Source organism: Legionella taurinensis, from assembly GCF_900452865.1.
Taxonomy (GTDB): Bacteria; Pseudomonadota; Gammaproteobacteria; order Legionellales; family Legionellaceae; genus Legionella_C; species Legionella_C taurinensis.
The window spans coordinates 164,724-186,996 of the sequence record NZ_UGOZ01000001.1; the positions used below are offsets into that span (position 1 = coordinate 164,724).

Consider the following 22,273-nt stretch of genomic DNA (forward strand, 5'->3'; position numbering starts at 1 on the left):
CCTTTCAGTAAAAGTTCCCGAAAATCAAAAATACTTCTCCATAAGAAACAGGCCGGGAAAGCGATTGATCTACCTATTTGTTAAATAAGGAAAATTTATGGTAGATTAAAAATCCTATTATCACAGGGAGGAGAGAATGAAATACTTATTATTGGGTTTGGGAGCGCTGACTACCATTTCAACGGTTACCGCGTATTCGACCCCTCCTCCGACCACCATTCAGCCCATCGCCTGCATTACCTCCCAATTCACTGCCACCGGCAACGAGCATTGGAAATCCATTAATTTAAAATTAACCAACAGTTGCGGGCAAGCGGTTGATTTTCAAAACTCAACGGTTACTTTTCAGACAACCGCTGCGCTAAATACCTCGTTCTGGGGCGATTTCGGGCCTTTGTCTTATCCTGACAATACCTTGAATATCAGCTCTCAACCACAACCGGGTGGCAATTACCTGGCTACATTGACCCTGCACTTTCCCACTTTCCCTGGCGCTAAAAACCAACTCCCCGCCGGCAGTTCAATCACTATTCAATACGGTGATTTTACCGACAGCCACGTGGACGGCACGGTGAATGTGTATTCCGGTACCGCGGTGAATACTGGAAGCCTGCAGTTGACGAACAGCGCGGCAAAACCAGCCAATGTGGTTAACAATTATGCGCTGGTTCATGTGACCTTAAACGGGCAGCCTGTACGGGACGTGCAACTTCCCTGGAATGGTACGCAATTGATCAGTGGCCTTGCTGCCGGCTCCTATGGACTCTCCGCTGAAACAGTCACCGGCACCGATGGAAATGTTTATCAGGGCACAGCCGTTCCAAGTACCGTGGCCGTTACCGCTAACCAGACAGCCAATGCCACCATCAGCTATGCGCTGGTACCGCAAACTGGAAAAATTGCCATCAATCTGCAAGCGCTGCCGCCTGAATTGACGGGCTATACGGAAAATCCCTCGGTGTTGCTGACCAATACGCAAACCGGCGCCGCACAAGCGCAAACCGTGACCTGGGGTAATGCGGTGACGGTGACGCAATTGAAGAATGGTGCGTCTTACCAGTTTTCAACAGCGCCCATTTCCTTCAACAATACCCAGTGCCAGCCTGTCTTTACGCCGGCTTCTGTCATTGCCAGCGAAACCACCGTTCCGAGCACCAGCCTCACCTACCAATGTGTGCAGGTAGTACAGGATTCAGTGACCTTAAATGTCCAGGGCGCGCCTGCGTCGTTAACCACGCTGACGGTGACGTTCACCCCCAATAATCAATCCGCACCGATTGTGCAGGCCGTGGATTTGGTCAACGGCAGTGGCACTTCCGTGGTGACTTTAACGGATGGCGTCATTTACACGGTGTCCGGTCAGGCGGTATCCGGTTACAGCTTGAGTTTCTCACCCCAGCCCCTGACAGCCACGGCGAATGCCATTGAAACCGTGACCTTAACAGCTAACCCGGTCAGTAATGGACGCATCATTGGTTATCTGCCAGGCTGGAAAACGCCGCCGACTGCGCAGGCGCTTGCCGATGCGGGTTATACTCACATGATGGTGGCTTTCGGGGTATTCAGCACCAGTAACCCGGGCCAGATTACACCGGCGTTTGATACGGTAACCAAGCCCTACATCCAGTCGCTGCATCAGAAAGGCATCAAGGTCATTCTGTCCTTAGGCGGTGCGTTGACCAGCTTGCCGAATACAACGGTGGACTTCCACCAGGCCTTAACGGCGGCCGCGTCACCGGATGCGTTCAAACAAACCTTCATGTCGTCGCTTCGCGGGTTGATGGACGAATACGGGTTTGACGGCTTTGATATCGACATCGAGCATGGATTGAATGGCGGCGGCACCTTTGCCAACCCGCAGGGTGACATTGCCGTCTTAGCCAGCATCATCAATACCATGTACAGTCAGGATCCTAATCTGCTGATTACCATGGCGCCACAAACAGCCAACGTGGCGGCAACCAGCGGGTTTGATGGGGTCTGGGGTAATTATGCTTCCCTCATTATGCAGACGCATGATGCCTTAGCCTGGGTTGGTATTCAGCTTTACAATACCGGCTGCATGTTCGGCATTGACATGGTTTGCTACGGTCCCACGCCAACCAGCAACCCAGATTTCAGTGTCGCGATGGCGACAGACCTGCTTGAAAACTGGCCGGCACAATTACCCAATGGCAGCAACACCGGGTTCCAGCCCTACATCAGCCACCTTAATCCTTCGCAAGTGGTCATTGGTTATCTGGCCGCCAATGCCAATGGCAGCGGTGACGGTTCGCCGGTGATTCCAACAGGCACCATCAAACGCGCCATTCAGTGCCTGAAAACAGCAACGGCCGGCAGCAGCAGTTGCGGCTCGTATGTTCCTCCCCGCGCCTATGGCAATATCGGGGGCGTGTTCAACTGGGAAGTGACGTTTGATCAAAGCAACAATTTCCGGTTTGCCACGGACCTCAAAAATTGCGTTATCAATGGTGTATGTAACTGATGTAAGCAGGCGCCTCGTTGAGGCGCCTGTCTCTTTTACTTAATTCATAACAGGATAAATGATGAAAAAATTAGTCGGAAGTCTCGGCCTTGCAGTGGCCAGTTTTTCACTGTTCGCCCATGGGTCGCTGGAAACGCCCATTTCCAGAACCTATCAATGCTACAAAGAAGGTCCGGAAAGCCCGAAGTCCGCTGCCTGTAAGGCGGCTGTGCAGGTGGGCGGTACGCAGCCTTTGTATAACTGGCATGAAGTGAACCAGGGGGCCGCCAATGATCAGCACCGTGAACTGATTGCCGATGGGCAGTTGTGTGCCGGCGGCAGGGATTTTTTTAAAGGATTCAATTTAGCGCGCAGCGATTGGACCACCTCCGTTGTGCATCCTGACGCCAATGGTCATTTTCAATTCGTTTTTGTAGCGACAGCGCCGCATAAAACCAAGTATTTCAAATTTTACGCCACCAAAGACGGCTATGATTTCAACACGCCTCTGAAATGGTCTGATCTAGAAGCCAGCCCCTTTTGTACCATCACCAGCGTGACCCTGGCCAACGGCCGCTATCAAATGGATTGTCCTTTGCCTGCCAATATGACAGGAAAACGTATTTTTTACATGATCTGGCAGCGCGAAGACAGTCCTGAAGCGTTTTATGCGTGCAGTGATGTTTTCATCGACGGCGCAGCGCAGGCGCCAACCTGGCATGAACTTGAGAATTTTTATGGCACTGGCGACATTGCGGTGAACACCAAAGTCACTTTACGGGTTTTTAAACACGAAGTGGAAGTGGAAAGCAATAGCATTACCGTCAATGACAGCAACCACACCGGCACGCAGTGGCCCCTGGCTTTAGGGACGGTGGTCAATAATTCATCTAGCTTGGTGCGTATTGGTCAACTCGACCCGGAAAGCGGTCAGGTGGTGCTGGCTGCCAATCAGGCCAATAAAATTTACCTCAGTGATGCCGACACGGGCAGCTACCATGTGATGGTTGATTTTACTGAGCCTTCCACCAGCACGGATTTGGTCTACCCCGACGGAATCAGCACGTACACGGCGGGTACCATCGTTTTAGGCCGTCTCGATCACAAACGCTATCAGTGCAAACCCTGGCCTTATTCCGGCTGGTGCACGCAGTCAGCCGCCTATTATGAACCGGGTGTTGGTCTTGCCTGGTCTCAGGCCTGGACCCTACTGGGCTAGCCCCGACAATCCCCGCCCTGGCGGGGATTTTTTTTGAAAAGTCCTGCAGCCATGCTCAGGGTTTATGAGATTTTTGGCATTTATGCTATTTTATAGCTTGCAGGATAGGGAGAATCGGTTTTTGTATTCAGCAATTTCACCAGGCTGTCTTGTCGTTGGGGATGTCGTTTCATGCCCTGAGACAGCCTCGCAAAATTGCCAGATCGTAAATTGACAGTCTCATTTCCGAGGGACAATAACAAGAGAAGGACGTGACGGTTGGGTTTGTGTAATCCCGGCCAGAACCTGTGTATTCGCTAACAAAGCGTCATTTAATTGATTATTAATCTCAGGCAGTACTGATGAGGTTATCAATCGGGGAGACTTCGTGCGCAATAGTCGTTTTTATTTTGCCAATCGCGAAAACGTCAGCCGTTTTTTTAACCGCTGGGATTTTTTTCTGCTGATCCTTATTTTCTCCGTGATATATTTTTTAAGCTGGGCCGGTCAGCAGATGGCAAGTCCTTATCAATTGGGCGATCCCCTGCCTATTTCGCTTGCGCCGCAGAAGTTGCCATTCTATGCCTTGCGTACGGTATTGCGCATGTTCATCGCTCTCATTCTGTCGATTATTTTTACCTTTATTGTGGGGGCTTTAGCCGCTAAAAACCGGCGTGCGGAAAAAGTCATTGTTCCTGCCATTGATATTTTGCAGTCGGTGCCGGTATTGAGCTTCTTGTCGATCACAGTCACCGGATTTATCCGTTTGTTTCCCAACAGCCTTTTAGGACCGGAGTGTGCGTCGATTTTTGCCATTTTTACCGCCCAGGTCTGGAATATCACCTTTGGGTTCTACCAGTCGCTTAAAACCCTGCCGCATGACCTGAAGGAAGCCGCTGCCATGTTTCAATTGTCCGCCTGGCAGCGTTTCTGGAAAGTGGAGGTGCCGTTTTCCATGTCCGGACTGATATGGAATATGATGATGTCGATGTCGGCAAGCTGGTTTTTCGTGGTTTTGTCTGAAGCGATTGCCGTCGCGCATCAGGATATCCGCTTACCAGGAGTCGGTTCTTACATCGCCTTGGCCATCGAACGCCGCGATTTGCATGCCGTAGGCTACGCCATCCTGACCATGGTCATTGTTATTTTTCTATATGACCAGATTTTATTCAGACCTCTGATTGCCTGGTCGGAAAAATTTAAGATGGAGCAGTCGCCTGACGAGGAAGAGTATCAGTCCTGGCTGGTTGATTTAATTCGCCGCAGCCGCCTGATGAAGCGGGTGGGCCGGGGAGTTGCTATCATTAAAGACAATTTTGTCAATGCCCGCTGGTTTAGCCGTTTAGGCCCGAAAGCCATTAAAGAAATTGACTACCGACGTCAGAGACACATGGACTGGATATGGAATACCCTGCTGATTCTGGCCATTGTTGCTGGCGGGTGGTTCCTGCTGCGCTTCATTCTCGCTAAACTGCATTTGAGCGACATCATCCACGTCTTTCTGCTGGGGGCCGCTACCGGTACGCGAGTGATTGTGCTGATTATTTTCAGTTCGTTGCTATGGATTCCTGTCGGCGTATGGATTGGTCTTCGTCCACGCCTTGCTCAGAAAATTCAACCAGTTATCCAGTTTGCTGCTGCGTTTCCTGCCAATTTGTTTTACCCGCTGTTTGTGATTGCCATCGTTCAATTTCATTTAAACGTTGAGATTTGGGTCACGCCTTTGATGATTTTGGGTACACAATGGTATATTTTATTTAATGTGATTGCCGGTGCCTCCACCATCCCGCGCGACTTATACCTCGCGGCGGATAATTTTGGATTGAAGGGATGGCCCTGGTGGAAGCGTCTGGCCTTGCCCGGTATTTTTCCTTTTTACATTACCGGCGCCATTACCGCCGCAGGCGGCGCCTGGAACGCCAGCATTGTGGCCGAGTGGCTGACCTGGGGGAATACCACCCTGCGTGCCACCGGCCTTGGCGAATACATTCAGGCCAGTACCATTGCCGGGGATTTTCCCCGTATTGCGTTAGGAACCATGATGATGTGTGCTTATGTACTGGCGTTTAATCAATTAATCTGGCGACCTCTCTACCGTTTGGCGGAAGAGCGCTTTAATTTCAACTGAGGCATCCTATGGCAGAAACGATTATCGCCCTTGAAAATTGCCGCAAATCCTTTAAAAAGGCGTCCGCCCAGGATTTATTGGTTTTGGAAGACGTGAATTTCAAACTACAGGAAGGTGAAATCGTTGCTTTGCTCGGTAAATCAGGTTCTGGTAAGTCGACGTTGCTGCGCATTATTGCCGGTCTGGTCCCGCCGTCTTCGGGTACAGTGACGTATCGGGGGCAACCCGTGACCCGTCCTGTGCCGGGCATTGCCATGGTGTTTCAATCCTTTGCGTTGATGCCCTGGCTTACCGTTCTTGAAAACGTGGAGTTAGGGCTGGAGGCGCAGGGAGTAGGCCGTGAAGAACGGCGGCAACGCGCCATTGATGCCATTGATATTATTGGCCTTGACGGGTTTGAGTCCGCCTTTCCCAAGGAATTGTCAGGTGGAATGCGCCAGCGCGTAGGATTTGCCCGCGCCCTGGTGATTAATCCTGACGTGTTGTTGATGGACGAGCCGTTCTCTGCTCTGGATGTGTTAACCGCCGAGAATTTGAAATCAGACTTGCTCGAGCTATGGCAGGAGAAAAAAACCAATACCAATGGCATTCTGTTAGTGACCCATAATATTGAAGAAGCCGCGATGCTGGCTGATCGCATTGTTATTTTTGGCAGTGATCCTGGCTATATCCGCGCCGAATTGCAGGTGCCTCTGCATCAACCCCGAAATCCCGAAACGCCGGAATTTCGCGATTTGGTCGATACTATCTATACTTTAATGACCACGGGTCCAAAAGAAAAAGCCAAGCGCGCACTGCGGGAGCGGCAAATTGGTTTAGGTTACCGTTTACCGGACGTTGAGCCGTCGGAATTGTCCGGTTTGATTGAAACCATGACGTCGTTTGAAGAGCGCATTGATTTGCCGGAATTGGCCGACGAGTTGATGATGAACATCGACGATTTATTCCCTATTCTTGAAACCCTGGAGATTTTAGGTTTTGCCAAGGTATCGCATGGCGATATCCAGTTGAGCGAGCTGGGCAAGCAGTTTTCGGAGGCGGATTTGCAGGAGCGCAAGACGCTGTTCGCGCGCCGATTGCTGGAAAACGTGCCGTTAGCCCGCTATATTCGCCGGGTTCTGGATGAAAAAATCGGGCATCGGGTGTCAGAAGAACGTTTTTTATCCAAGCTGGAAGACTATTTAAGCGAAAAAGAGGCAGAACGCGTATTGCGCACCATGATTGACTGGGGGCGATATGCCGAGATATTTGCTTATGACTTTAATACAGGAATTTTAAGTCTGGAAAATCCAGGCATTTAAGATTCTGCTAAAGTTAATTAAGAAACGGGCGAAAACAATGTCAAAGAGGTATTGTTTGATCGAAGCGTCTTCTTTGAGGAGCAACTATGGGATTTGTCATCGCGGTAAGTCAAGCAAAGGGGGGTAGTAGCAAAACGACTACCAGCGTCAATCTGGCGGGAGCGCTGATTGAACATGGATATAAAGTCATTGTCGCTGACATGGATAAAGACAAACCTGACGCCATTCGGTGGGCACAACAGGGGACTGCCATCAAATTCATTGAGCCGCTATTCGATGACAAGCCCATGGATAAAATTGAGCACCTGCGTAAACAATACGATTTTGTACTTTTAGACACACCGCCAAACTACATGCCGGCCGCATTCAAAGCCATCATGTTGTCTGATTTTGTCATTTTACCCTGCTCTCCCAGTTTTCTTGATCAAAACAATTTAACCGACGCGATTGCCGTCCCAAGAATGTCTCAGAAACCCTTTAAAATCCTGGGCGTTAAAATTAAAAAGCGGCAACGGCTTTCGGATCAGTTGATTGAGGAGCTAAACAAGTCGGGCCTCGCGTTTAAAACCATGATTTCATCGAAAACAGCCGTGCTTGAAGCGGCTTTTGAAGGGAAGTGGGTGGGGGATTTTGATAAAAACAGCGACAGCCATAAGGAATTTAAAAAATTGGCTGAGGAACTATTGACGTTTTTTAATCATCAAAAGCAAACGGACACGCAAAAAGTGAATTCCACAGCACCATCTCGGGCGGTAAATGAGAGGATTTAGTAATGAAGGGTTTTTGTTTGTCGGCTACGTTGCATGAGAAGTTACATAAAGTAGAGCAGGAATGCCATCTGGATGAAAAAATTGTCTCGTTGCACTGTGATTTATTGGATACCTGGGAGTTTCGTGACCGAAAAGGTTTTGAATTAGGCGATATCGCCGGGCTGGCTAAAAGCATCCGTTCGAAAGGCCAATCCCAGCCTATCGTTGTTGTTAAAGCCTCTGACGAATTCAAACCGCGTAATAATTCCGGGGCGCACTACGTGGTGATTGCCGGTTACCGCCGTTGGCTGGCCTGCAAAACCCATCATCTTCCGGTAGAGGCTGTGATTAAAACCCTGAGTTTTGATGATGCCATTGCCTGCCTTGTTTCCGAAAATGAAAAAGAAGACGTCTCGGATTACTCCAAAGGGTTTTTTTATGCCGGTATCCTTAAAACGGAACGCATGACGCAGGACATTCTCGCTGAAAAATTGGGTATCAGCAGCAGCCGTCTGAGTCAATACCTGGCTTTTTCGCAAATCCCGGAAACCCTGTGGCAGGCCATTGGTGATATTTCCAAAGTGTCTGCCCGGACCGCCGCAGCCATACGGTCCATCTTGCACCATGGCGAAAGTCACCGTGAGGCGCTGTACAGACTGGCCCCCCTGATTGCACGGGGCTGTGGTGAAAAGCGTCTGCGCGAGGAAGTCCAGCTGCTCGTCTTAAAAAACATGAAGGCGAGTAATGATCCCTACCAGGTGATTTTTAACAACAAAAAGTTAATGACCATCCGACGGGGGCAAATTCATTTCGATAAATCAGTCGTTAACCACCCTGATTTTCCTGAGTTCTGCAAGAAAATTGAGACGGAGTTACTTCATTTCGTTAAAGATCGCTTTGTGGGTTAACCCTGCATCAGGGCAGAAATCAAGACCTGATGCAGGACCATCGCCTTAAGCGTGGCTTTCCTTTTTGGCAGCTTGCTGGACTAAGTAGTCAAGGATTTTAAATAACCGGTCTTCGCCCTGTGCCATTTGCAGATCCGTTTTGTACTGGCCATTAATGACCACGGCAGGGACTGCGGTAATATGGAACTGTGCCATTTGCGCACTGCCCTGATTCAACTGCATGTCAATCGTAGTGGAATGTTTAAACGCGCTTTCCGCGGTGGCTTTGTCGATGCCCTGACTGGTTAAGAAATCAATCATGGAGTCATTGCTGGTTAAGGCACCGTGTTTGGCCTGGATGGTTTTAAACAGGATGGGGTTTAATTGGGCTCCCTGACCCAACAGATTGACGGTGTAATACGCCTTGGCGTAATAAGACCAGTCTTTGTTGAATACTACCGGTACACGGGAAAATTGAATCTGATCCCCTTGTTGTTTAATCCATTTGTTTAAGGAGGGCTCAAGACGATAGCACCACGGGCAGCCGTAACTGAAAAATTCAGTCACCGTCACGGGGCCTGACTTGGCCGTCGCCTCATTGCCTTTGATGAGTTCATAATCTTTACCCACCACAAACGTCTCCGCCAGTGCACTTAAGGGCAATAACAAAGCAAACATCATTAAAACACGTCGTAACATACGTCTATCTCTCCAGGTTAATTAGTACAGGCCCTGCATGTAATAGGCAACAGCCGCCATGTCGTCGTCACTCATGCGGGCGCTGATGTCCTGCATGATGCTGTTTAAGTCGTTGGTTCGTTTACGTTCCTTGAATGCCTTTAATTGTTGAATGACATAGGGCGCATGCTGACCGGAGACCACGGGAAAACCGGCTTGGGCGTTACCTGTGCCTTTAGGGCCATGGCAGGCAATGCAGGCGGTGATGTGCTGGTTGAAATCGCCGCCGCGGTAAAGCTGTTCGCCGCGTTTTAAGTATTTTTCCGGGGTACTGGCCTCAGCCAGCGGCATCTCGGCGTAATACTGCGCTAATTCTGCCATATCTTCATCGCTCATGCCAGCAACGATCGCGGACATGGCTGGCACATTACGGGTTTTTGCCGCTTTGAAGTCTTTCAGCTGTTTGAGCAAATAACCGGCATGCTGCCCGGCCAGGTTAGGCCATTCCGGATTGGCACTGTTTCCTTTTTCACCATGGCAGGCCACGCAAACAGCCGCTTTTTCAGCGGTGGTTTTGACCGCATTGGTCGTCGCGTTGGCCGTTTCTGGCGAAAGCGGGGCAGCCTGAGCCATGGTTAAGCTCAATAATGCAACAACAAATACCATTTTTTTCATGTTTCCCCCGGGGGTTCTTCCTCATTTAATGGTACACTGCCTGAGTAAAAATCCCAAAATGAAATTAAAAATAATGTTAATCAATCGTTACTCTCAGGCGGTCTTTTTAAAAAGTGCCGCCCGCGTTAATCAATTACCCGACGACATCGGTTACGAAGTGGCTTTTGCCGGTCGTTCCAATGCGGGAAAATCAAGTGCGTTAAACTGCTTGACGGGCATCAAACAATTAGCCCGTACCAGTAAAACCCCGGGCCGTACCCAGCTTATTAACCTGTTCAGTCTGGATGAATCCCGCCGGCTGGTGGACCTTCCCGGTTATGGGTATGCGAAAGTGGCTTTGCAGGTCAAAGAAGATTGGCAAAAACACCTGGCCCATTACCTTGAAGTCCGTCAATGCTTAAAGGGGTTGGTTGTGGTTATGGATTGCCGCCATCCCTTAAAGGAATTGGATCAGATGATGATCGACTGGGCCCTGGATCGGGAAATTCCGGTGCATGCCCTGTTAACCAAAGCCGATAAATTAAATAAAAGCGAAGCTAAAAACGCCGTGGCTAAAGTCAAGCGTCAATATCAGCTCCTGGGCGATTTGGTGTCAGTTCAGATTTTTTCCTCGCTTAAAAAAGAGGGCGTTGATGAATTGATTACCCGCTTAGACAGCTGGTATGAATGGCCGGCCTCTTAACGAAAGAAGCCGGACACTCTAATGCAGCAATTCTTTCATCAGTTCCTCTACAATTTGAGGATTGGCAAGCGTGGACAGGTCGCCTAATTCATCCATGCGGCTGACATTGCGACAGGCAATCTGGCGTAGAATGCGGCGCATGATTTTGCCGGAACGGGTTTTGGGTAAATCCGACACCCACTGCAGCACATCCGGTTTGGCAATGGCGCCAATGGCGCTTTTGACTTGCTCCATGAGCTGATCGTACAACTCGTCACTGGGCTGAAACCCACTTTTTAATGTGACAAAGACGTGAATGCCCTGGCCTTTAATTTCATGCGGCACCCCCACGGCGGCGGCTTCTGCCACATAGGGATGGGCGACAACTGCGCTTTCGATTTCCGCTGTCCCCAGACGGTGCCCGGCCACGTTTAAGACATCGTCAATGCGCCCGGTAACCCAATAATCTCCATCCGTATCCCGACGCGCGCCGTCACCCGTAATGTAATAGCCATTGTCCACGTAGCCTTTCAAATAACGTTCATGGTTGCCGGCGATGGTTCTGGCGATGGATGGCCAAGGGTATTTCATGGCCAGCGCGCCTTCCCCGGCCCCCTTGATTTCATGCCCTTCTTCATCGAGCAGAACAGGGTGAATACCCGGTAAAGGCTGACAGGCGGCACCGGGTTTAGCCGTTTCGGGGTTTTGTGGGCAAATCATGATGGCCCCGGTTTCAGTTTGCCACCAGGTATCCACGATTGGACAGAGATTGAGGCCAACCTGCTCTTTGTACCATAGCCAGACTTCCGGATTGATGGGTTCTCCCACCGAACCCAATAGGCGCAGGCTTTGACGTGAGGTGCCGTCAAGCCATTCATCGCCGGCTCTTTTTAAGGCGCGGATGGCGGTTGGCGCTGTGTAGAAGACGTGAACATGGTATTTATCAATGATTTTCCAGCAGCGTGACGGGTTGGGCCAGTGAGGGACGCCGCCAAACATCAAGGTGGTCGTGCCATTGCACAAGGGACCATAAACCACGTAACTATGACCGGTAATCCAGCCCACATCCGCCGTGCACCAGAAAATTTCGTGGGGTTTGCAGGCAAAAATATGGCGATGGCTGAACGCGGTCTGCACCAGGTAACCTCCCGTGGTATGGACCAGCCCTTTGGGTTGGCCAGTGCTGCCGGAAGTATAAAGAATAAAGAGAGGATCTTCGGCATCCATGGGTTCGGGTTCACAGGTGGAATCCACGGTGTCCCGCAACGCATGCCACCAGTAATCGCGTTGATCATCAAAAACAACCGCGCTCTGGTTATGTTGAATCACCAGGGTTTTCAATGGCAAACCGCGGCTGGCTTCATCGGCCTGGGATTTAAGCGGGTAAAGTTTGCCGCCGCGGTGATAACTGTCAGCCGTGATCAGCAGTTTGCAGGCAGACGCTTCAAGGCGTTGCGCCAGGGCCTGTGATGAAAAACCGGCGAATACCACGGTGTGCACAGCCCCAATGCGTGCACAGGCTAGCATGGCAATGGCTGCCTCAGGAATAAGCGGCAGGTAAATACCGACTTTATCGCCTTTTTGAATGCCCAAGGATTTGAGCACGTTGGCCATCCGACAGACGTCTTCATACAGCATGGCAAAGGTTAGGATCCGTTGTTGGTGTTCTTCATCGCCCTCCCAGATAATGGCCGCCTGATTGGCTTTTTGCGGCAAATGCCTGTCGATGCAATTGAAGCAGACGTTGAGTTTGCCGTTGACAAACCAGCGGAGATTACCAAACTCGCCGGAAAACACCTGCGTCCAGGGCTGTTGCCATACCAAGGCCTGAGCTTGCTGCTCCCAGAAGCGCTCTACCTCAGCGGGCAGGGTATTAATCACGGATTTACTCATGATTCCACGCACTCCAATGACTTAATGATGGCTGAAAAATCCAGTTCGCCAAATCCTTGTTGGTTAAACTGCTGGTAGATGGCTGTGGCCTTTGCCGCGAGCGGTGTTTCCACCCCGGCGGCTTTGGCGCTTTGCTGCGACAGATTTAAATCTTTAAGCATCATGGCGGCGGTAAATCCGGGTTGGTAGCCGCGATTGGCCGGAACGTCCGGCAGCAGGTTGGGAACAGGCGCATACTTGCTCATCGCCCAGCATTGGCCGCTGGAACTGTTAACGACTTCAAATAACTTGTCGGCAGCGAGGTGAAGTTTTTCAGCCAGAACAAATGCTTCAGACACGGCAATCATGGAGATGCCAAGGATCATGTTGTTACAGAGTTTTGCCGCCTGCCCGCTGCCAGCTTCACCCGTGTGGATGATTTTTTTACCCATGGCGGTTAAAATCGGCATTGCCTGATTCAGCACCGCCGTTTCGCCGCCCACCATGAAGGTCAGCGCCCCTGCCTCTGCACCAGCTACACCGCCTGAGACGGGGGCATCGAGTGCCGGCAGCTGATTGGCTGATGCGTGTTGATGCAGGGAACGGGCGCTGTGCACATCGATGGATGAACAATCGATGTGCAGCGCGCCGTTTGCCTGCGCATACAGCCCGTCATCACCGAGACAAACGCGCTTAACCTGATCGCCGGTTTGCAGCATGGTAATCAAACAGTGCTTTTCCCGCGCGACATCGCTGATGGAGGTGGCGCGCAGGCCGCCGGCATTGACCAGGGCCGTGAGCGCTTCCTGCTGCAAGTCAAAACCGGTCACTTCATGTCCGGCTTGAATCAAACGGATGGCCATGGGTAAACCCATATGACCCAGACCGACAAAACCAATCCGTGCCATGTTCTCTCCCTCATATACAACCGGCTCAAACGCCGGCTCACTGTTAATTAATCATGTGTCGGCATGACAAACGCACTGGTATTCAATGGGCTTACAGGCCATTTACTGGTCACTGTTTTGCGGCGGGTGTAAAAATTGATGCTTTCCAGCCCATGCATGTTGGTATCGCCAAAAGAGGATTGTTTCCAGCCGCCAAAAGGATGGTTAGCGACAGGCACAGGAATAGGGACATTAATACCGACCATGCCCGCCTGAACCCGTTGGCTGTACTCGCGCGCACTGTAACCGTCGCGTGTGAAAATGGCGGTGCCATTACCGTATTGGTTGCGATTGATGATCGCCAGCGCATCATCCAGGGTGTCGACGCGAACGATACATAAAACAGGTCCAAAAATTTCATTCTGATAAATGGACATGGTTTCCCTCACGTGATCAAAGAGGGTAGGACCCAGGAAATAACCCTGCGGGTATTTGGCATGGCGGAAAGCGCGGCCATCGATTACCAGCGATGCTTTTTCATTGATTCCTGCATCAATGGCGGCCACGACACGCTGCTTATGGGCTTGACTGATCAAGGGCCCCATCTCGCTGTGAGGGTTGTCGCCTGTGTCCACACGAATGGCATGAATAAGCGGTGTGAGCTTGTGCAGCAACCGATCTGCCGTCTCATCACCGACCGCCACCACCACCGAGAGGGCCATGCAGCGCTCGCCGGCAGATCCGTACGCCGCACCGGTAATCGCCTGGGCCGCCTGATCCAAATCCGCGTCCGGCATGATCACGCAATGATTTTTCGCGCCGCCGAAGGTGTGCGCGCGTTTGCCATTAGCCGCGGCGGTGCGGTAAATGTATTCTGCCACCGGCGTTGAGGCCACCGCGGTAAATGCTTTAATATCCGGGTGGTGCAGCAGGCAATCCACGGTGGATTTATCGCCCTGAACACAATTGACCACCCCGGGAGGAAGGCCGGCATCGGACAACAATTCCACAAGGCGCAGCGGCGCTGACGGATCCTGCTCGGACGGTTTTAAGATGAAGGTGTTGCCGCAGGCAATGGCCGGGATCATCATCCACACCGGAACCATCACCGGAAAATTAAATGGCGATACGCCGGCGCAGACGCCCAGCGGTTGCCTGAGCGTGTGGCAATCCATGCCGGTAGCCACATTGGCAGAAAAATTGCCCTGCAACTGGCTGACAATGCCACAATGCAACTCCACTACTTCAATGGCCCGCGCGATGGAACCCTTGGCATCCTCTAAGGTTTTGCCGTGTTCGCGGGTGACGATATGGGCGAGCTCGGTCTGATTTTTTTCCAGCAGATCCCTGAACTTAAACAGCACGCGCGCCCGCTTTATCGGGGTGGTTTCTGACCAGGATTCCCAGGCCGTTTGGGCTGCATGGACGGCTGCATGACAGGTTTCCTGCCCGGCGATTGGCACTTGTCCAATGGCTTCGCCCAGAGCAGGATTGTAAATGGTGCGCTGATTTTCGTTACTGTGGGTATGAATTTTACCATTGATGTAGTGATCTACTGAATAAACCATGATTAAACTCCTTGTAAAACAGTGTTTTTGTCAGCAAAGCTCAGTCTGTGTAGGCAGTAATCGTGACCTGGTAGGTTTTGTCGTCAGTGGTGTGGGAACTGCGTGTCTCGATGACTTCAACCCGCTGGTATTGGCCTGCTTTCTGCAGCGCCTGAGCCAGGGCATCGTCCAAACCGGACTCCGAGTAGCCGGTGAAATCGTTGGGTTTAACTGTGGTCATCCTTTAGGCCTGTTTGCTGAAGTGATGATCAGTGTAGCATGAACAAAATGATTTTCTTAATAAAAACATGAACAATAAATTGTTTATGCGTTTGATTTATTCAATAATAAAGGACCAGTGCAGGTAAAGGAATCATAGCGATGGGAAAAAAAACAATCTTACGCATCGAGGATGGCATCAAACTCAGCGAAACACAGTTAACTAATTTAAAGGAAATGACAGGCGGGGACTTCGATATTCAGGATGCCTCACTGACAGCCGATTTGCAACGCAGTTATCAACTTCGTGCCGACTCATTTAAAGATGCATTTTCTCTGATAGTCAAGTCCGTTTCCAGACAATCCAAAACATCATTTAACAGTGACTCTTATCTGGATTGGGCTAAAAACGAGTTCGTTTTTGCACGGGGTTTATCCAGAGACCAATACGAAGAAATCCTAACCAAATACACGCGTAAATTACTTGAAGCATTGGTCACGCACTGGCTCAGTCATGTCAAGCCGGAACACCGTTGGGGGGAAGCCATTGAACTGCTTAATAAAGCGGAACAATACCACCTCATGATGACAGGGCGCCCGGATTTGGCAACGCTGACGCCCATCACGATTCGTGGCGAAGCCCATTTTATTCTGCAAAGGGACAGGCAACTACCCCCGCTGACGGACGAGACGCGCGATGAGCTTGAAAAAATAAAAGCATCGGTGCTGTCGACAACCCCGGACTGGTTTCGCGCCCTGCCGGTTCACCAGCAAGTGTATCTCCATGGTCTGCAACCCACGCCAACCAAACTGGAGATGTTAAAAAGCAGTGTGAATGACTTTACCTTGCAGTGGAATGAGATTAAAAAAGATAAAAATCTTGAAAACGAGTTATTGAAAATTAAAAGCCAGAGTGACGTGGTTCCGTCCTGGTTTTCCTCGCTGACTTCCGCTCGCCGGGAGTTCATCACGGCGGTGCTTCGCTGGTCTTCGAATCCGTTGACTGATGTCAGCCAGGCTTTGGACGGCCTCAATCAACTGGTTGATGAAATGCAGACTGGAAAACACGTCAATCCACATCATTTGGCTGAAATTGCCGAGATGCCATTCTGGTATGTTTGTCTGCCAGCCTATGAGCAGCAATTATTAAAACATGCCTTGAAAAGCAATAAAAACATAGCCGAAGTCACGTCCTTTTTACCCAGCCGTTTGCGAACACTGCCGGCTCTGCCCAATTTTTGTGAGCATCAATTCATGATTCTTAATGACCAGGCGCAGGTCCTTGAAGCCTTTGACGGACGGTACCGCTCAAGCCACGCGGGATCGCGGGAGGTGAAAGACTATCCTGAGCAGGTCAGTCGGCTGCATACCCAGCGCAACGGGGCAAGGATTCGCGAGGTCACCCTGGGCAAGGGTGGTCGAAAAAAAATGCTGCTGCAAACGTTAATCAGCCCGGTTCCTTTTTCAGAGGGTTTTATACCAGATCGTTATCTCGAAGCGCAGCGTCAGAAAGTGGTGGGAGCCCTAAGACAGGAAAGCAAGGGTAAGAATATCGATATATTCACGTCCAACCATCCGTTTAATGTGGCCCGCTATGTTTTATGGACATCATCGAAGGATGCGGAATGCCTGGCGCTGCTGGACAACGCGCGTGAATTGTTAAAGTCTTCTCACCTTGAAAAACGCGTTGACGATTTGAAGCTGCAGGATAGGGAAAAGCAGGCGTTAACCTCGCTTATCAAGCAGAGCGTCGCGTTCATTGAAAGCAATAAAAATCAAAAAGATTACTCCGTGTTAAGTAACCTTGCGGCCAGACTGGACCTAAGCCAGGTGAATTTGTCCGTTTTGGAATGGCAGGACCTGGTTAAACAAGCCGTTGACGAGAGCAGGGCATTAAAACAGGCGCCCGTCGCTGTGCAAGGACCGTTGACCCAGCCTGCTCACGTCACGCAGGCATTGATTAATCTGCTCTACAACGCCAAAGACAATTTAACCGGGTCGGATTGGCAGCCGCTCTTTGCCCAGCAACTTCATTGGCATTCGCTGGCCAATAAGCCCAAGGCGGCTTCTTCCCTGATTACGGATGTAGGCGATCTGGCCTTATTGACGAATGAATACGAGGCCACCCTCAAATCCGGTTGGGGTACGGCAACCTTTTTCGATTACAATGGCCGTGAACTCTTCTTAAGCTCGCTTGAAAACCTGCTGATGCTCAAAATGCAGGGCGTGAGCTATGGATCCTGTGTCAGCGGAAAAGATCGCAAGGCAATCGAAGCCATTCATACGGATGCGATGTTGTTATATCGGTACATTTACGGTTACTGGCCCAGTTACAATGACACAGGGCTTGAGCGCAGTCAGTTTGTGAATCTGTTTGCGACAATTTATCTTAGCCGGCACCAGCATGCGCACGCCGGGCAAAATGCGCCTGGTTCTGAAGGCTTGAAAACGCCGGACGTTTATTTACCGGCGGATATAGCGCAGGCTATCCGTGATTTATCGGCACAGCCCGATATTTTGACGCGTGATGACTGCCTGGCGAGCAATAACGAAGTCAAACGGGTGGTTATGGGCTCAAAACAGCACAGTGACAAGGTTGCCATTGATATTGAAGCGGCTAAAAAACTGTCAGAAAGTCACCGTGTGGCGCTGTTAAACAAGTTAAAGGCGTTAATGGGTCAAAGAACATACTGGGACAGCAAGACGACGAGTTTGTTGAGGTGGGGCTGGAATGCACCCACAGGAATTGCCAAGATTAAGTGCATCCTTGATCGGTTTGATTCCACCCAGCATATCTCCGCCTCGGAAACGATCCTCGCTGAAATCTACGCCGTGGTCAGGGAAAGGCCAATGACGAACGCCAAGCGCGACGAAGCCACACAGAAAGTCTATGCCTTGATCCGTGAGCTCTGTGTGAGTAAATATCCTCAGTCGATTATTGATGTGGCGCTGTCTAAGCTGGATTCCATCAAGGAGGAATCCTTCTCTATGAGCAACGAGGCCACGACTGGAGTAAAATTATAGACAGGTTACTTTGACTTCAGCCCTTGCCGAAGTCAGAGTCCTCAGAGGATGTGTTCGAGGCCATAGTACAGGCCATCGAGCTGCTGGACTTTTTGACAACAGTGCACGATACCCGGCATAAAACAGGCGCGATCAATGCTGTCATGGGTGATGGACAGGGTTTCGCCCAGAGAACCAAAAACCACCTGCTGGCGGGCAATGACGCCAGGCAGCCTGAGTGAATGAATGCGGATATCCTGATGTTGACAACCTCGGGCACCTGCAAGCAACTCATGCGTGGCCGGCGGCTCAATGCCTGTTTCTCTGGCTTTAGCGATCATTTCCGCTGTTTTTAAGGCGGTACCTGACGGCGCATCGTATTTTTGCGGGTGATGCGCTTCAATGATTTCCACATCGGTCAGGTAACGCGCCGCTTCGGCCGCAAAACGCATCATCAGGACAGCGCTGATGGAAAAATTGGGCGCGATAATGCCACCAAGCTTTCGGGCATGGCAGAGTTCAGTCAACGTTGCAATTTGTTTATCCAGTAAACCCGACGTACCAATGACTGGGTGCGCCCCGCTTTCAATGATGGCCAGACTGTTTTCATACACACTGTCGGCCCGGGTCAAATCAACCACAATGGCGGCCTGTTTTTCAACGATGGCACGGCGCAGATCATCCTTGCGCGTCAGTGCACCCACCAGTTCAAAATCAGGGTGCTGTTGAATGGTGTCGCAGGCCAGGCTGCCCATTTTGCCCAGGGCGCCGTTTACAATAACGCGAGCCGTCATGTGTTGCTCCATAAAATAGAAAAGGGTAGATAATCAGCGGGCAGAAGCCGGCTTTTCAGATTCTTTAAGGACACGCATCGCCCACAAGCTAGCCGGTATCCAGCCAATGATAGAAGCCTGCATAATCAGAGCCATGACGGCACCGCCCGGGTTATCTTTAATCAGCAGAACGAACCATGGAAAAGCCACTGATAAAAAGAAAAAAAACAGTCGTTTCATCGAATAGTACTCTGTTGCAAAGATAAATAAAGTATACACTGATCAAATTTCATTTGGCGAATCCTTAAGGAAGTCGGGGAACGTCTTGCAATTGACCGCCAAACATTGTACATTGCATGCGCATTTTGCAATGAACGTGGTATTCAATTGGTTTTGCAATAGGCCACTCGCAACTTCAATACAGTCTCTCGACAAACAGGCGGCATTGTTCCTATTGTTCGATTATTCAACAAGGTTTTAGCATGAGAAGGCAAGCACTTCATCCTCTTACAGCAGTAATTAACAAATCTCAAAAAAACCATTCCAAACGGGCCCGACACGACGCCTTGAACTGGCTGGCGAAAAAATTCCCTGAGGCCTTTGATAACAGCCAGCGCATTCAACCGTTGAAGACTGGCATCATGGATGACATTCTCGCCTTTGCTGAGGAAGCGGCTGAAGCCGGTTTATCCAAAAGCAAGTTGCGTGAAGCCGTGGTTATTTTTACCCGCCGTCTCGATTATTTAGCCTGCCTTAAAGCCCGTGAAATGCGGGTTGATTTACAGGGAAACCCTGTGTCGGTGGTCACTGAAGACGAGGCAGAGCGTGCGGCAGTTAAAATCAAGCGGCGAATTGAAAAGGGGCTTAAAAACGCCCGTAACGCCACCGAAGCCAAGGCAGCACCCGCGACAGCGGTAAAAAGCGATGCTCAGCACCCGCTCTACCCTCAAAACGCCACCGATTATGCGTCACAATACGCCGAGCGTTTATCTGCCTACAGTGCCTCGGGCCCTGAGGCCGTGATGCAAACCAACCGCAGTGCGGCTGTGATAGTCAAACACCGCAATGTCAAAAAAACCTATGATCCCGAGGCCGTGGCCCGCCTGAAAGAAAAACTGGGTTTATCCCGCCGCGAAGAAGAGACCGAGGCCAGCAATTAGCGGCACGCAGGTTTTTACCAGGAGCCCGAACCGGGCTTCGGTTATTTAAAGCGCAGGGTGTTGAACAGACATCGTGCCCCTAAATAAACACGGTGCGAAGTTGACAGCAGCGGTTTATTGTCAGGCCAGAATTCCTCAGCATTGATGCGGTAGATAAGTCCGTGAGCATTATGCCAGTTCCAATTGGATGCGGATCCGATGCGCATGCGGTAAGGGTAATGCCTTTTAACGAGACGGTTGACGCGGCTATTCATGCTGCCATAAGGGTAGATGAAGGTGTCTGGTGTGTAACCGGTTTGTTGCTGAAGCCGGTGTTTGGCGGCAACCACCTCGGTTTCAAGGCAGATGTCTTCGGCTGTCAAATGCTGATGGGTCATGCCGTGGACTGCCGGTATAACCAGGCCGGAGGAAACCATCTCGTTAATTTCTTTCCAGGTACACAAAGTGGCATGGCTTTGATAAGACGCCATGGCCTCTGCATAAGGCACGCCAAGACGGGTTGCGTCATCGAGTGTCGTGTCTTCCAGAATAAGGCCTACTGGAATAGCCAGCACCGCTTTGATTTGGTACTGTTTCAGCAAAGGGAACACGTCGCGGTAAAAATCATAATAGGCATCGTCAAAGGTCAGGCAAAGGTTGACTCGCTGCCTGTCCAGTGGATCTCCGGGAATCACAACCGGGTATTGTCCAACCAATTGCTTTAAATGCTGCTGGAAAGACTGGACGCGACCTGGCAGTGAAGGATCTGAAACACGATGGTACATTAAAACAACTAGCATGCCGTACTACCTGAAACAACTGAATTTTCGCAGGGAGAAGGTTTTTTTTCCAGAGACTCGCCCAAGGCAAGGGCTGCAAAAAAGACCAAAAAATCCCCGGTATTGGAAAATAACAGGAAAGAGTCCGACAGGTTGGCGACGAGGAAGCTGCAAAGCAAGGCGATCATCATCGGCCGCATGTCCTTTAAGCGTTGGCTGGCGTGAAAAAAGGCCAGGAAAAAGTAAAATAACACAGCAAGGCCAATGACGCCGTATTCTGCCGCCATCAGCCAATACTGATTATGCGGATCCAGCAGGTTTTTCCCCCAGGCAGGAATGGGCTGCTCCTGACGGTAACTGTAAGTAAACCCGGCTGTGCCTGTGCCCCAGATCGGATGGGCTAAAAATAATTTTTTGGCGTACTGGTGAAATTGAAGCCTGAAACCAACAGAGGTATTTTTATTATTCCCTTCCTGGTAATTCTGCACATCATGAACCATGGCTTTAAAGCCCGTGTTAAGTGCCATGCTGTGGTAGGCTACCAGCAGGGCGAAAGGTAAAATAATAATGAAATACAAGGGTATTTTACGTGTCGGGATGCGTTGCCATAAAAACAGGACCAGTAAGACGGAGTAAATCACATAGCCTGTTCGGCCGGTATTAATAAACAGGGTTTGATAACTGAACAGCAGGGCCAACAGGCTGTAACTTAAACGCAGCGCAGTGTTTTCATTGCTCAAGGCGAGATTGGCACTTAAAAAAGCGGCAAAAGCCATGTAAAACCCTGTCACAATGTGGTTATGAAACACCGCCCCGGGATCATTGACCGGATTCATGGTTACCCAGCCTAAGGCTTTGAAAAAGGAAATAAACAAGGTAAGGGTCATTGCCGCAAGGAATGCGTGAATCCCGAGCCAACGAAGGCGCTCATTCTGAAAAGCAAGGGCGATTAAGGGGATAAATAAAAATTTGGAATACTTGTTGATGAAAATCAACTTGCTTTTTAAGTCAGCTATGCCGGTGAACGCGCCTAGAAGGACTAAGGCAAACAGGAGGACGATGCCATAAAACCAGGGTTCGCCGATGATTTTGGTCAGTTGCCGGCGTATGTCGGGGCTTAACAGGGCGACGACGAGGCCGCTGATTAACGCGATGGATTTTAAGGTCATGCTAAGCGGCAGGGTAAAAATACTCAAAACAAACAAAAGCGCAGCAATACGTTGCAAATGAACTTGTTTGAAATCGAACACACACCACCTTTACACGGTTTACGCTAATCGAAGCGGGATCATACCATAGCTTCGATTAGCAAA

General features: G+C 50.4%; 19 protein-coding genes. 9 read left to right on the plus strand and 10 right to left on the minus strand.

Annotated features, from left to right (window positions below; genetic code table 11):
* Window positions 1-136 precede the first annotated feature (136 nt).
* The 6 genes from DYE45_RS00790 (at window position 137) to DYE45_RS00815 (ending at window position 8,748) form a co-directional block, all read left to right on the plus strand.
* Window positions 137-2,485, plus strand: a complete 2,349-nt coding sequence (locus DYE45_RS00790; protein ID WP_115300258.1) for a glycosyl hydrolase family 18 protein — start codon at window positions 137-139, stop codon at window positions 2,483-2,485.
* A gap of 58 nt (window positions 2,486-2,543) precedes the next feature.
* A complete protein-coding gene (locus DYE45_RS00795; RefSeq protein ID WP_248296052.1) occupies window positions 2,544-3,683 on the plus strand; it encodes a lytic polysaccharide monooxygenase in 1,140 nt (379 codons plus the stop codon).
* 367 nt (window positions 3,684-4,050) lie between these two features.
* Window positions 4,051-5,790, plus strand: coding sequence for an ABC transporter permease (locus DYE45_RS00800; RefSeq protein WP_108291318.1), 1,740 nt, complete (start codon window positions 4,051-4,053; stop codon window positions 5,788-5,790).
* Window positions 5,791-5,798: 8 nt separating this feature from the next.
* Window positions 5,799-7,091 (plus strand): ABC transporter ATP-binding protein, encoded by a 1,293-nt coding sequence (locus tag DYE45_RS00805; RefSeq protein ID WP_108291320.1) that lies wholly within the window; start codon window positions 5,799-5,801, stop codon window positions 7,089-7,091.
* 86 nt (window positions 7,092-7,177) lie between these two features.
* Window positions 7,178-7,861: a ParA family protein gene (locus DYE45_RS00810; protein WP_108291322.1), complete on the plus strand. Its 684-nt coding sequence runs from the start codon at window positions 7,178-7,180 to the stop codon at window positions 7,859-7,861.
* 2 nt (window positions 7,862-7,863) lie between these two features.
* Complete coding sequence (locus tag DYE45_RS00815; RefSeq protein ID WP_108291324.1) at window positions 7,864-8,748, plus strand: ParB/RepB/Spo0J family partition protein; 885 nt, start codon at window positions 7,864-7,866, stop codon at window positions 8,746-8,748.
* A gap of 45 nt (window positions 8,749-8,793) precedes the next feature.
* Here the strand turns inward: DYE45_RS00815 and DYE45_RS00820 are convergent, their stop codons facing one another.
* The gene (locus DYE45_RS00820; RefSeq protein ID WP_108291326.1) at window positions 8,794-9,426 is read right to left on the minus strand and encodes a thiol:disulfide interchange protein DsbA/DsbL; all 633 of its coding nucleotides are present in this window, start codon (window positions 9,424-9,426) and stop codon (window positions 8,794-8,796) included.
* A gap of 21 nt (window positions 9,427-9,447) precedes the next feature.
* On the minus strand, window positions 9,448-10,080 hold the full coding sequence (locus DYE45_RS00825) for a c-type cytochrome (RefSeq protein WP_108291328.1): 633 nt from the start codon (window positions 10,078-10,080) through the stop codon (window positions 9,448-9,450).
* Window positions 10,081-10,153: 73 nt separating this feature from the next.
* Here DYE45_RS00825 and yihA point away from each other — a divergent pair, with 73 nt between their 5' ends.
* Window positions 10,154-10,762, plus strand: a complete 609-nt coding sequence (gene yihA, locus DYE45_RS00830) for a ribosome biogenesis GTP-binding protein YihA/YsxC (protein WP_108291410.1) — start codon at window positions 10,154-10,156, stop codon at window positions 10,760-10,762.
* Between the two features lie 18 nt (window positions 10,763-10,780).
* Here the strand turns inward: yihA and acs are convergent, their stop codons facing one another.
* From acs to DYE45_RS00850, 4 genes are read right to left on the minus strand one after another with little or no spacing between them, the layout of a single operon-like run.
* Window positions 10,781-12,634, minus strand: coding sequence for an acetate--CoA ligase (gene acs, locus DYE45_RS00835; RefSeq protein WP_115300259.1), 1,854 nt, complete (start codon window positions 12,632-12,634; stop codon window positions 10,781-10,783).
* A complete protein-coding gene (gene mmsB, locus DYE45_RS00840; protein WP_115300260.1) occupies window positions 12,631-13,521 on the minus strand; it encodes a 3-hydroxyisobutyrate dehydrogenase in 891 nt (296 codons plus the stop codon). The genes acs and mmsB overlap by 4 nt, the downstream gene beginning before the upstream one ends.
* A gap of 47 nt (window positions 13,522-13,568) precedes the next feature.
* Window positions 13,569-15,068 carry a CoA-acylating methylmalonate-semialdehyde dehydrogenase gene (locus tag DYE45_RS00845; RefSeq protein ID WP_115300261.1) on the minus strand — a complete coding sequence of 500 codons (1,500 nt, stop codon included), beginning with the start codon at window positions 15,066-15,068 and terminating at the stop codon, window positions 13,569-13,571.
* 40 nt (window positions 15,069-15,108) lie between these two features.
* On the minus strand, window positions 15,109-15,288 hold the full coding sequence (locus tag DYE45_RS00850) for a hypothetical protein (RefSeq protein ID WP_108291336.1): 180 nt from the start codon (window positions 15,286-15,288) through the stop codon (window positions 15,109-15,111).
* Window positions 15,289-15,428: 140 nt separating this feature from the next.
* Here DYE45_RS00850 and sidP point away from each other — a divergent pair, with 140 nt between their 5' ends.
* Window positions 15,429-18,290, plus strand: coding sequence for a Dot/Icm T4SS effector PI-3-phosphatase SidP (gene sidP, locus DYE45_RS00855; protein ID WP_108291338.1), 2,862 nt, complete (start codon window positions 15,429-15,431; stop codon window positions 18,288-18,290).
* Window positions 18,291-18,331: 41 nt separating this feature from the next.
* Here the strand turns inward: sidP and dapB are convergent, their stop codons facing one another.
* On the minus strand, window positions 18,332-19,063 hold the full coding sequence (dapB, locus tag DYE45_RS00860) for a 4-hydroxy-tetrahydrodipicolinate reductase (RefSeq protein WP_108291340.1): 732 nt from the start codon (window positions 19,061-19,063) through the stop codon (window positions 18,332-18,334).
* A gap of 33 nt (window positions 19,064-19,096) precedes the next feature.
* On the minus strand, window positions 19,097-19,282 hold the full coding sequence (locus DYE45_RS00865) for a hypothetical protein (protein ID WP_108291412.1): 186 nt from the start codon (window positions 19,280-19,282) through the stop codon (window positions 19,097-19,099).
* A gap of 242 nt (window positions 19,283-19,524) precedes the next feature.
* Here DYE45_RS00865 and DYE45_RS00870 point away from each other — a divergent pair, with 242 nt between their 5' ends.
* Window positions 19,525-20,202 carry a ProQ/FinO family protein gene (locus tag DYE45_RS00870; protein ID WP_108291342.1) on the plus strand — a complete coding sequence of 226 codons (678 nt, stop codon included), beginning with the start codon at window positions 19,525-19,527 and terminating at the stop codon, window positions 20,200-20,202.
* A gap of 41 nt (window positions 20,203-20,243) precedes the next feature.
* Here DYE45_RS00870 and DYE45_RS00875 read toward each other — a convergent pair whose 3' ends face one another.
* Window positions 20,244-20,981, minus strand: coding sequence for a polysaccharide deacetylase family protein (locus tag DYE45_RS00875; RefSeq protein WP_115300262.1), 738 nt, complete (start codon window positions 20,979-20,981; stop codon window positions 20,244-20,246).
* Window positions 20,975-22,210, minus strand: coding sequence for an O-antigen ligase family protein (locus tag DYE45_RS00880; RefSeq protein ID WP_115300263.1), 1,236 nt, complete (start codon window positions 22,208-22,210; stop codon window positions 20,975-20,977). The genes DYE45_RS00875 and DYE45_RS00880 overlap by 7 nt, the downstream gene beginning before the upstream one ends.
* Between the last annotated feature and the right edge of the window lie 63 nt (window positions 22,211-22,273).

Excerpts from the sequence above, each read along its gene's own strand:
- yihA (WP_108291410.1), top strand. The coding sequence starts at position 10,154 with ATGTTAATCAATCGTTACTCTCAGGCGGTCTTTTTAAAAAGTGCCGCC.
- DYE45_RS00820 (WP_108291326.1), bottom strand. The coding sequence starts at position 9,426 with ATGTTACGACGTGTTTTAATGATGTTTGCTTTGTTATTGCCCTTAAGT.
- DYE45_RS00865 (WP_108291412.1), bottom strand. The coding sequence starts at position 19,282 with ATGAAACGACTGTTTTTTTTCTTTTTATCAGTGGCTTTTCCATGGTTC.
- acs (WP_115300259.1), bottom strand. The coding sequence starts at position 12,634 with ATGAGTAAATCCGTGATTAATACCCTGCCCGCTGAGGTAGAGCGCTTC.
- DYE45_RS00810 (WP_108291322.1), top strand. The coding sequence starts at position 7,178 with ATGGGATTTGTCATCGCGGTAAGTCAAGCAAAGGGGGGTAGTAGCAAA.
- sidP (WP_108291338.1), top strand. The coding sequence starts at position 15,429 with ATGGGAAAAAAAACAATCTTACGCATCGAGGATGGCATCAAACTCAGC.
- DYE45_RS00845 (WP_115300261.1), bottom strand. The coding sequence starts at position 15,068 with ATGGTTTATTCAGTAGATCACTACATCAATGGTAAAATTCATACCCAC.
- DYE45_RS00870 (WP_108291342.1), top strand. The coding sequence starts at position 19,525 with ATGAGAAGGCAAGCACTTCATCCTCTTACAGCAGTAATTAACAAATCT.
- DYE45_RS00790 (WP_115300258.1), top strand. The coding sequence starts at position 137 with ATGAAATACTTATTATTGGGTTTGGGAGCGCTGACTACCATTTCAACG.
- DYE45_RS00850 (WP_108291336.1), bottom strand. The coding sequence starts at position 15,288 with ATGACCACAGTTAAACCCAACGATTTCACCGGCTACTCGGAGTCCGGT.
- DYE45_RS00805 (WP_108291320.1), top strand. The coding sequence starts at position 5,799 with ATGGCAGAAACGATTATCGCCCTTGAAAATTGCCGCAAATCCTTTAAA.
- DYE45_RS00825 (WP_108291328.1), bottom strand. The coding sequence starts at position 10,080 with ATGAAAAAAATGGTATTTGTTGTTGCATTATTGAGCTTAACCATGGCT.
- DYE45_RS00795 (WP_248296052.1), top strand. The coding sequence starts at position 2,544 with ATGATGAAAAAATTAGTCGGAAGTCTCGGCCTTGCAGTGGCCAGTTTT.
- mmsB (WP_115300260.1), bottom strand. The coding sequence starts at position 13,521 with ATGGCACGGATTGGTTTTGTCGGTCTGGGTCATATGGGTTTACCCATG.
- DYE45_RS00815 (WP_108291324.1), top strand. The coding sequence starts at position 7,864 with ATGAAGGGTTTTTGTTTGTCGGCTACGTTGCATGAGAAGTTACATAAA.
- DYE45_RS00875 (WP_115300262.1), bottom strand. The coding sequence starts at position 20,981 with ATGCTAGTTGTTTTAATGTACCATCGTGTTTCAGATCCTTCACTGCCA.
- dapB (WP_108291340.1), bottom strand. The coding sequence starts at position 19,063 with ATGACGGCTCGCGTTATTGTAAACGGCGCCCTGGGCAAAATGGGCAGC.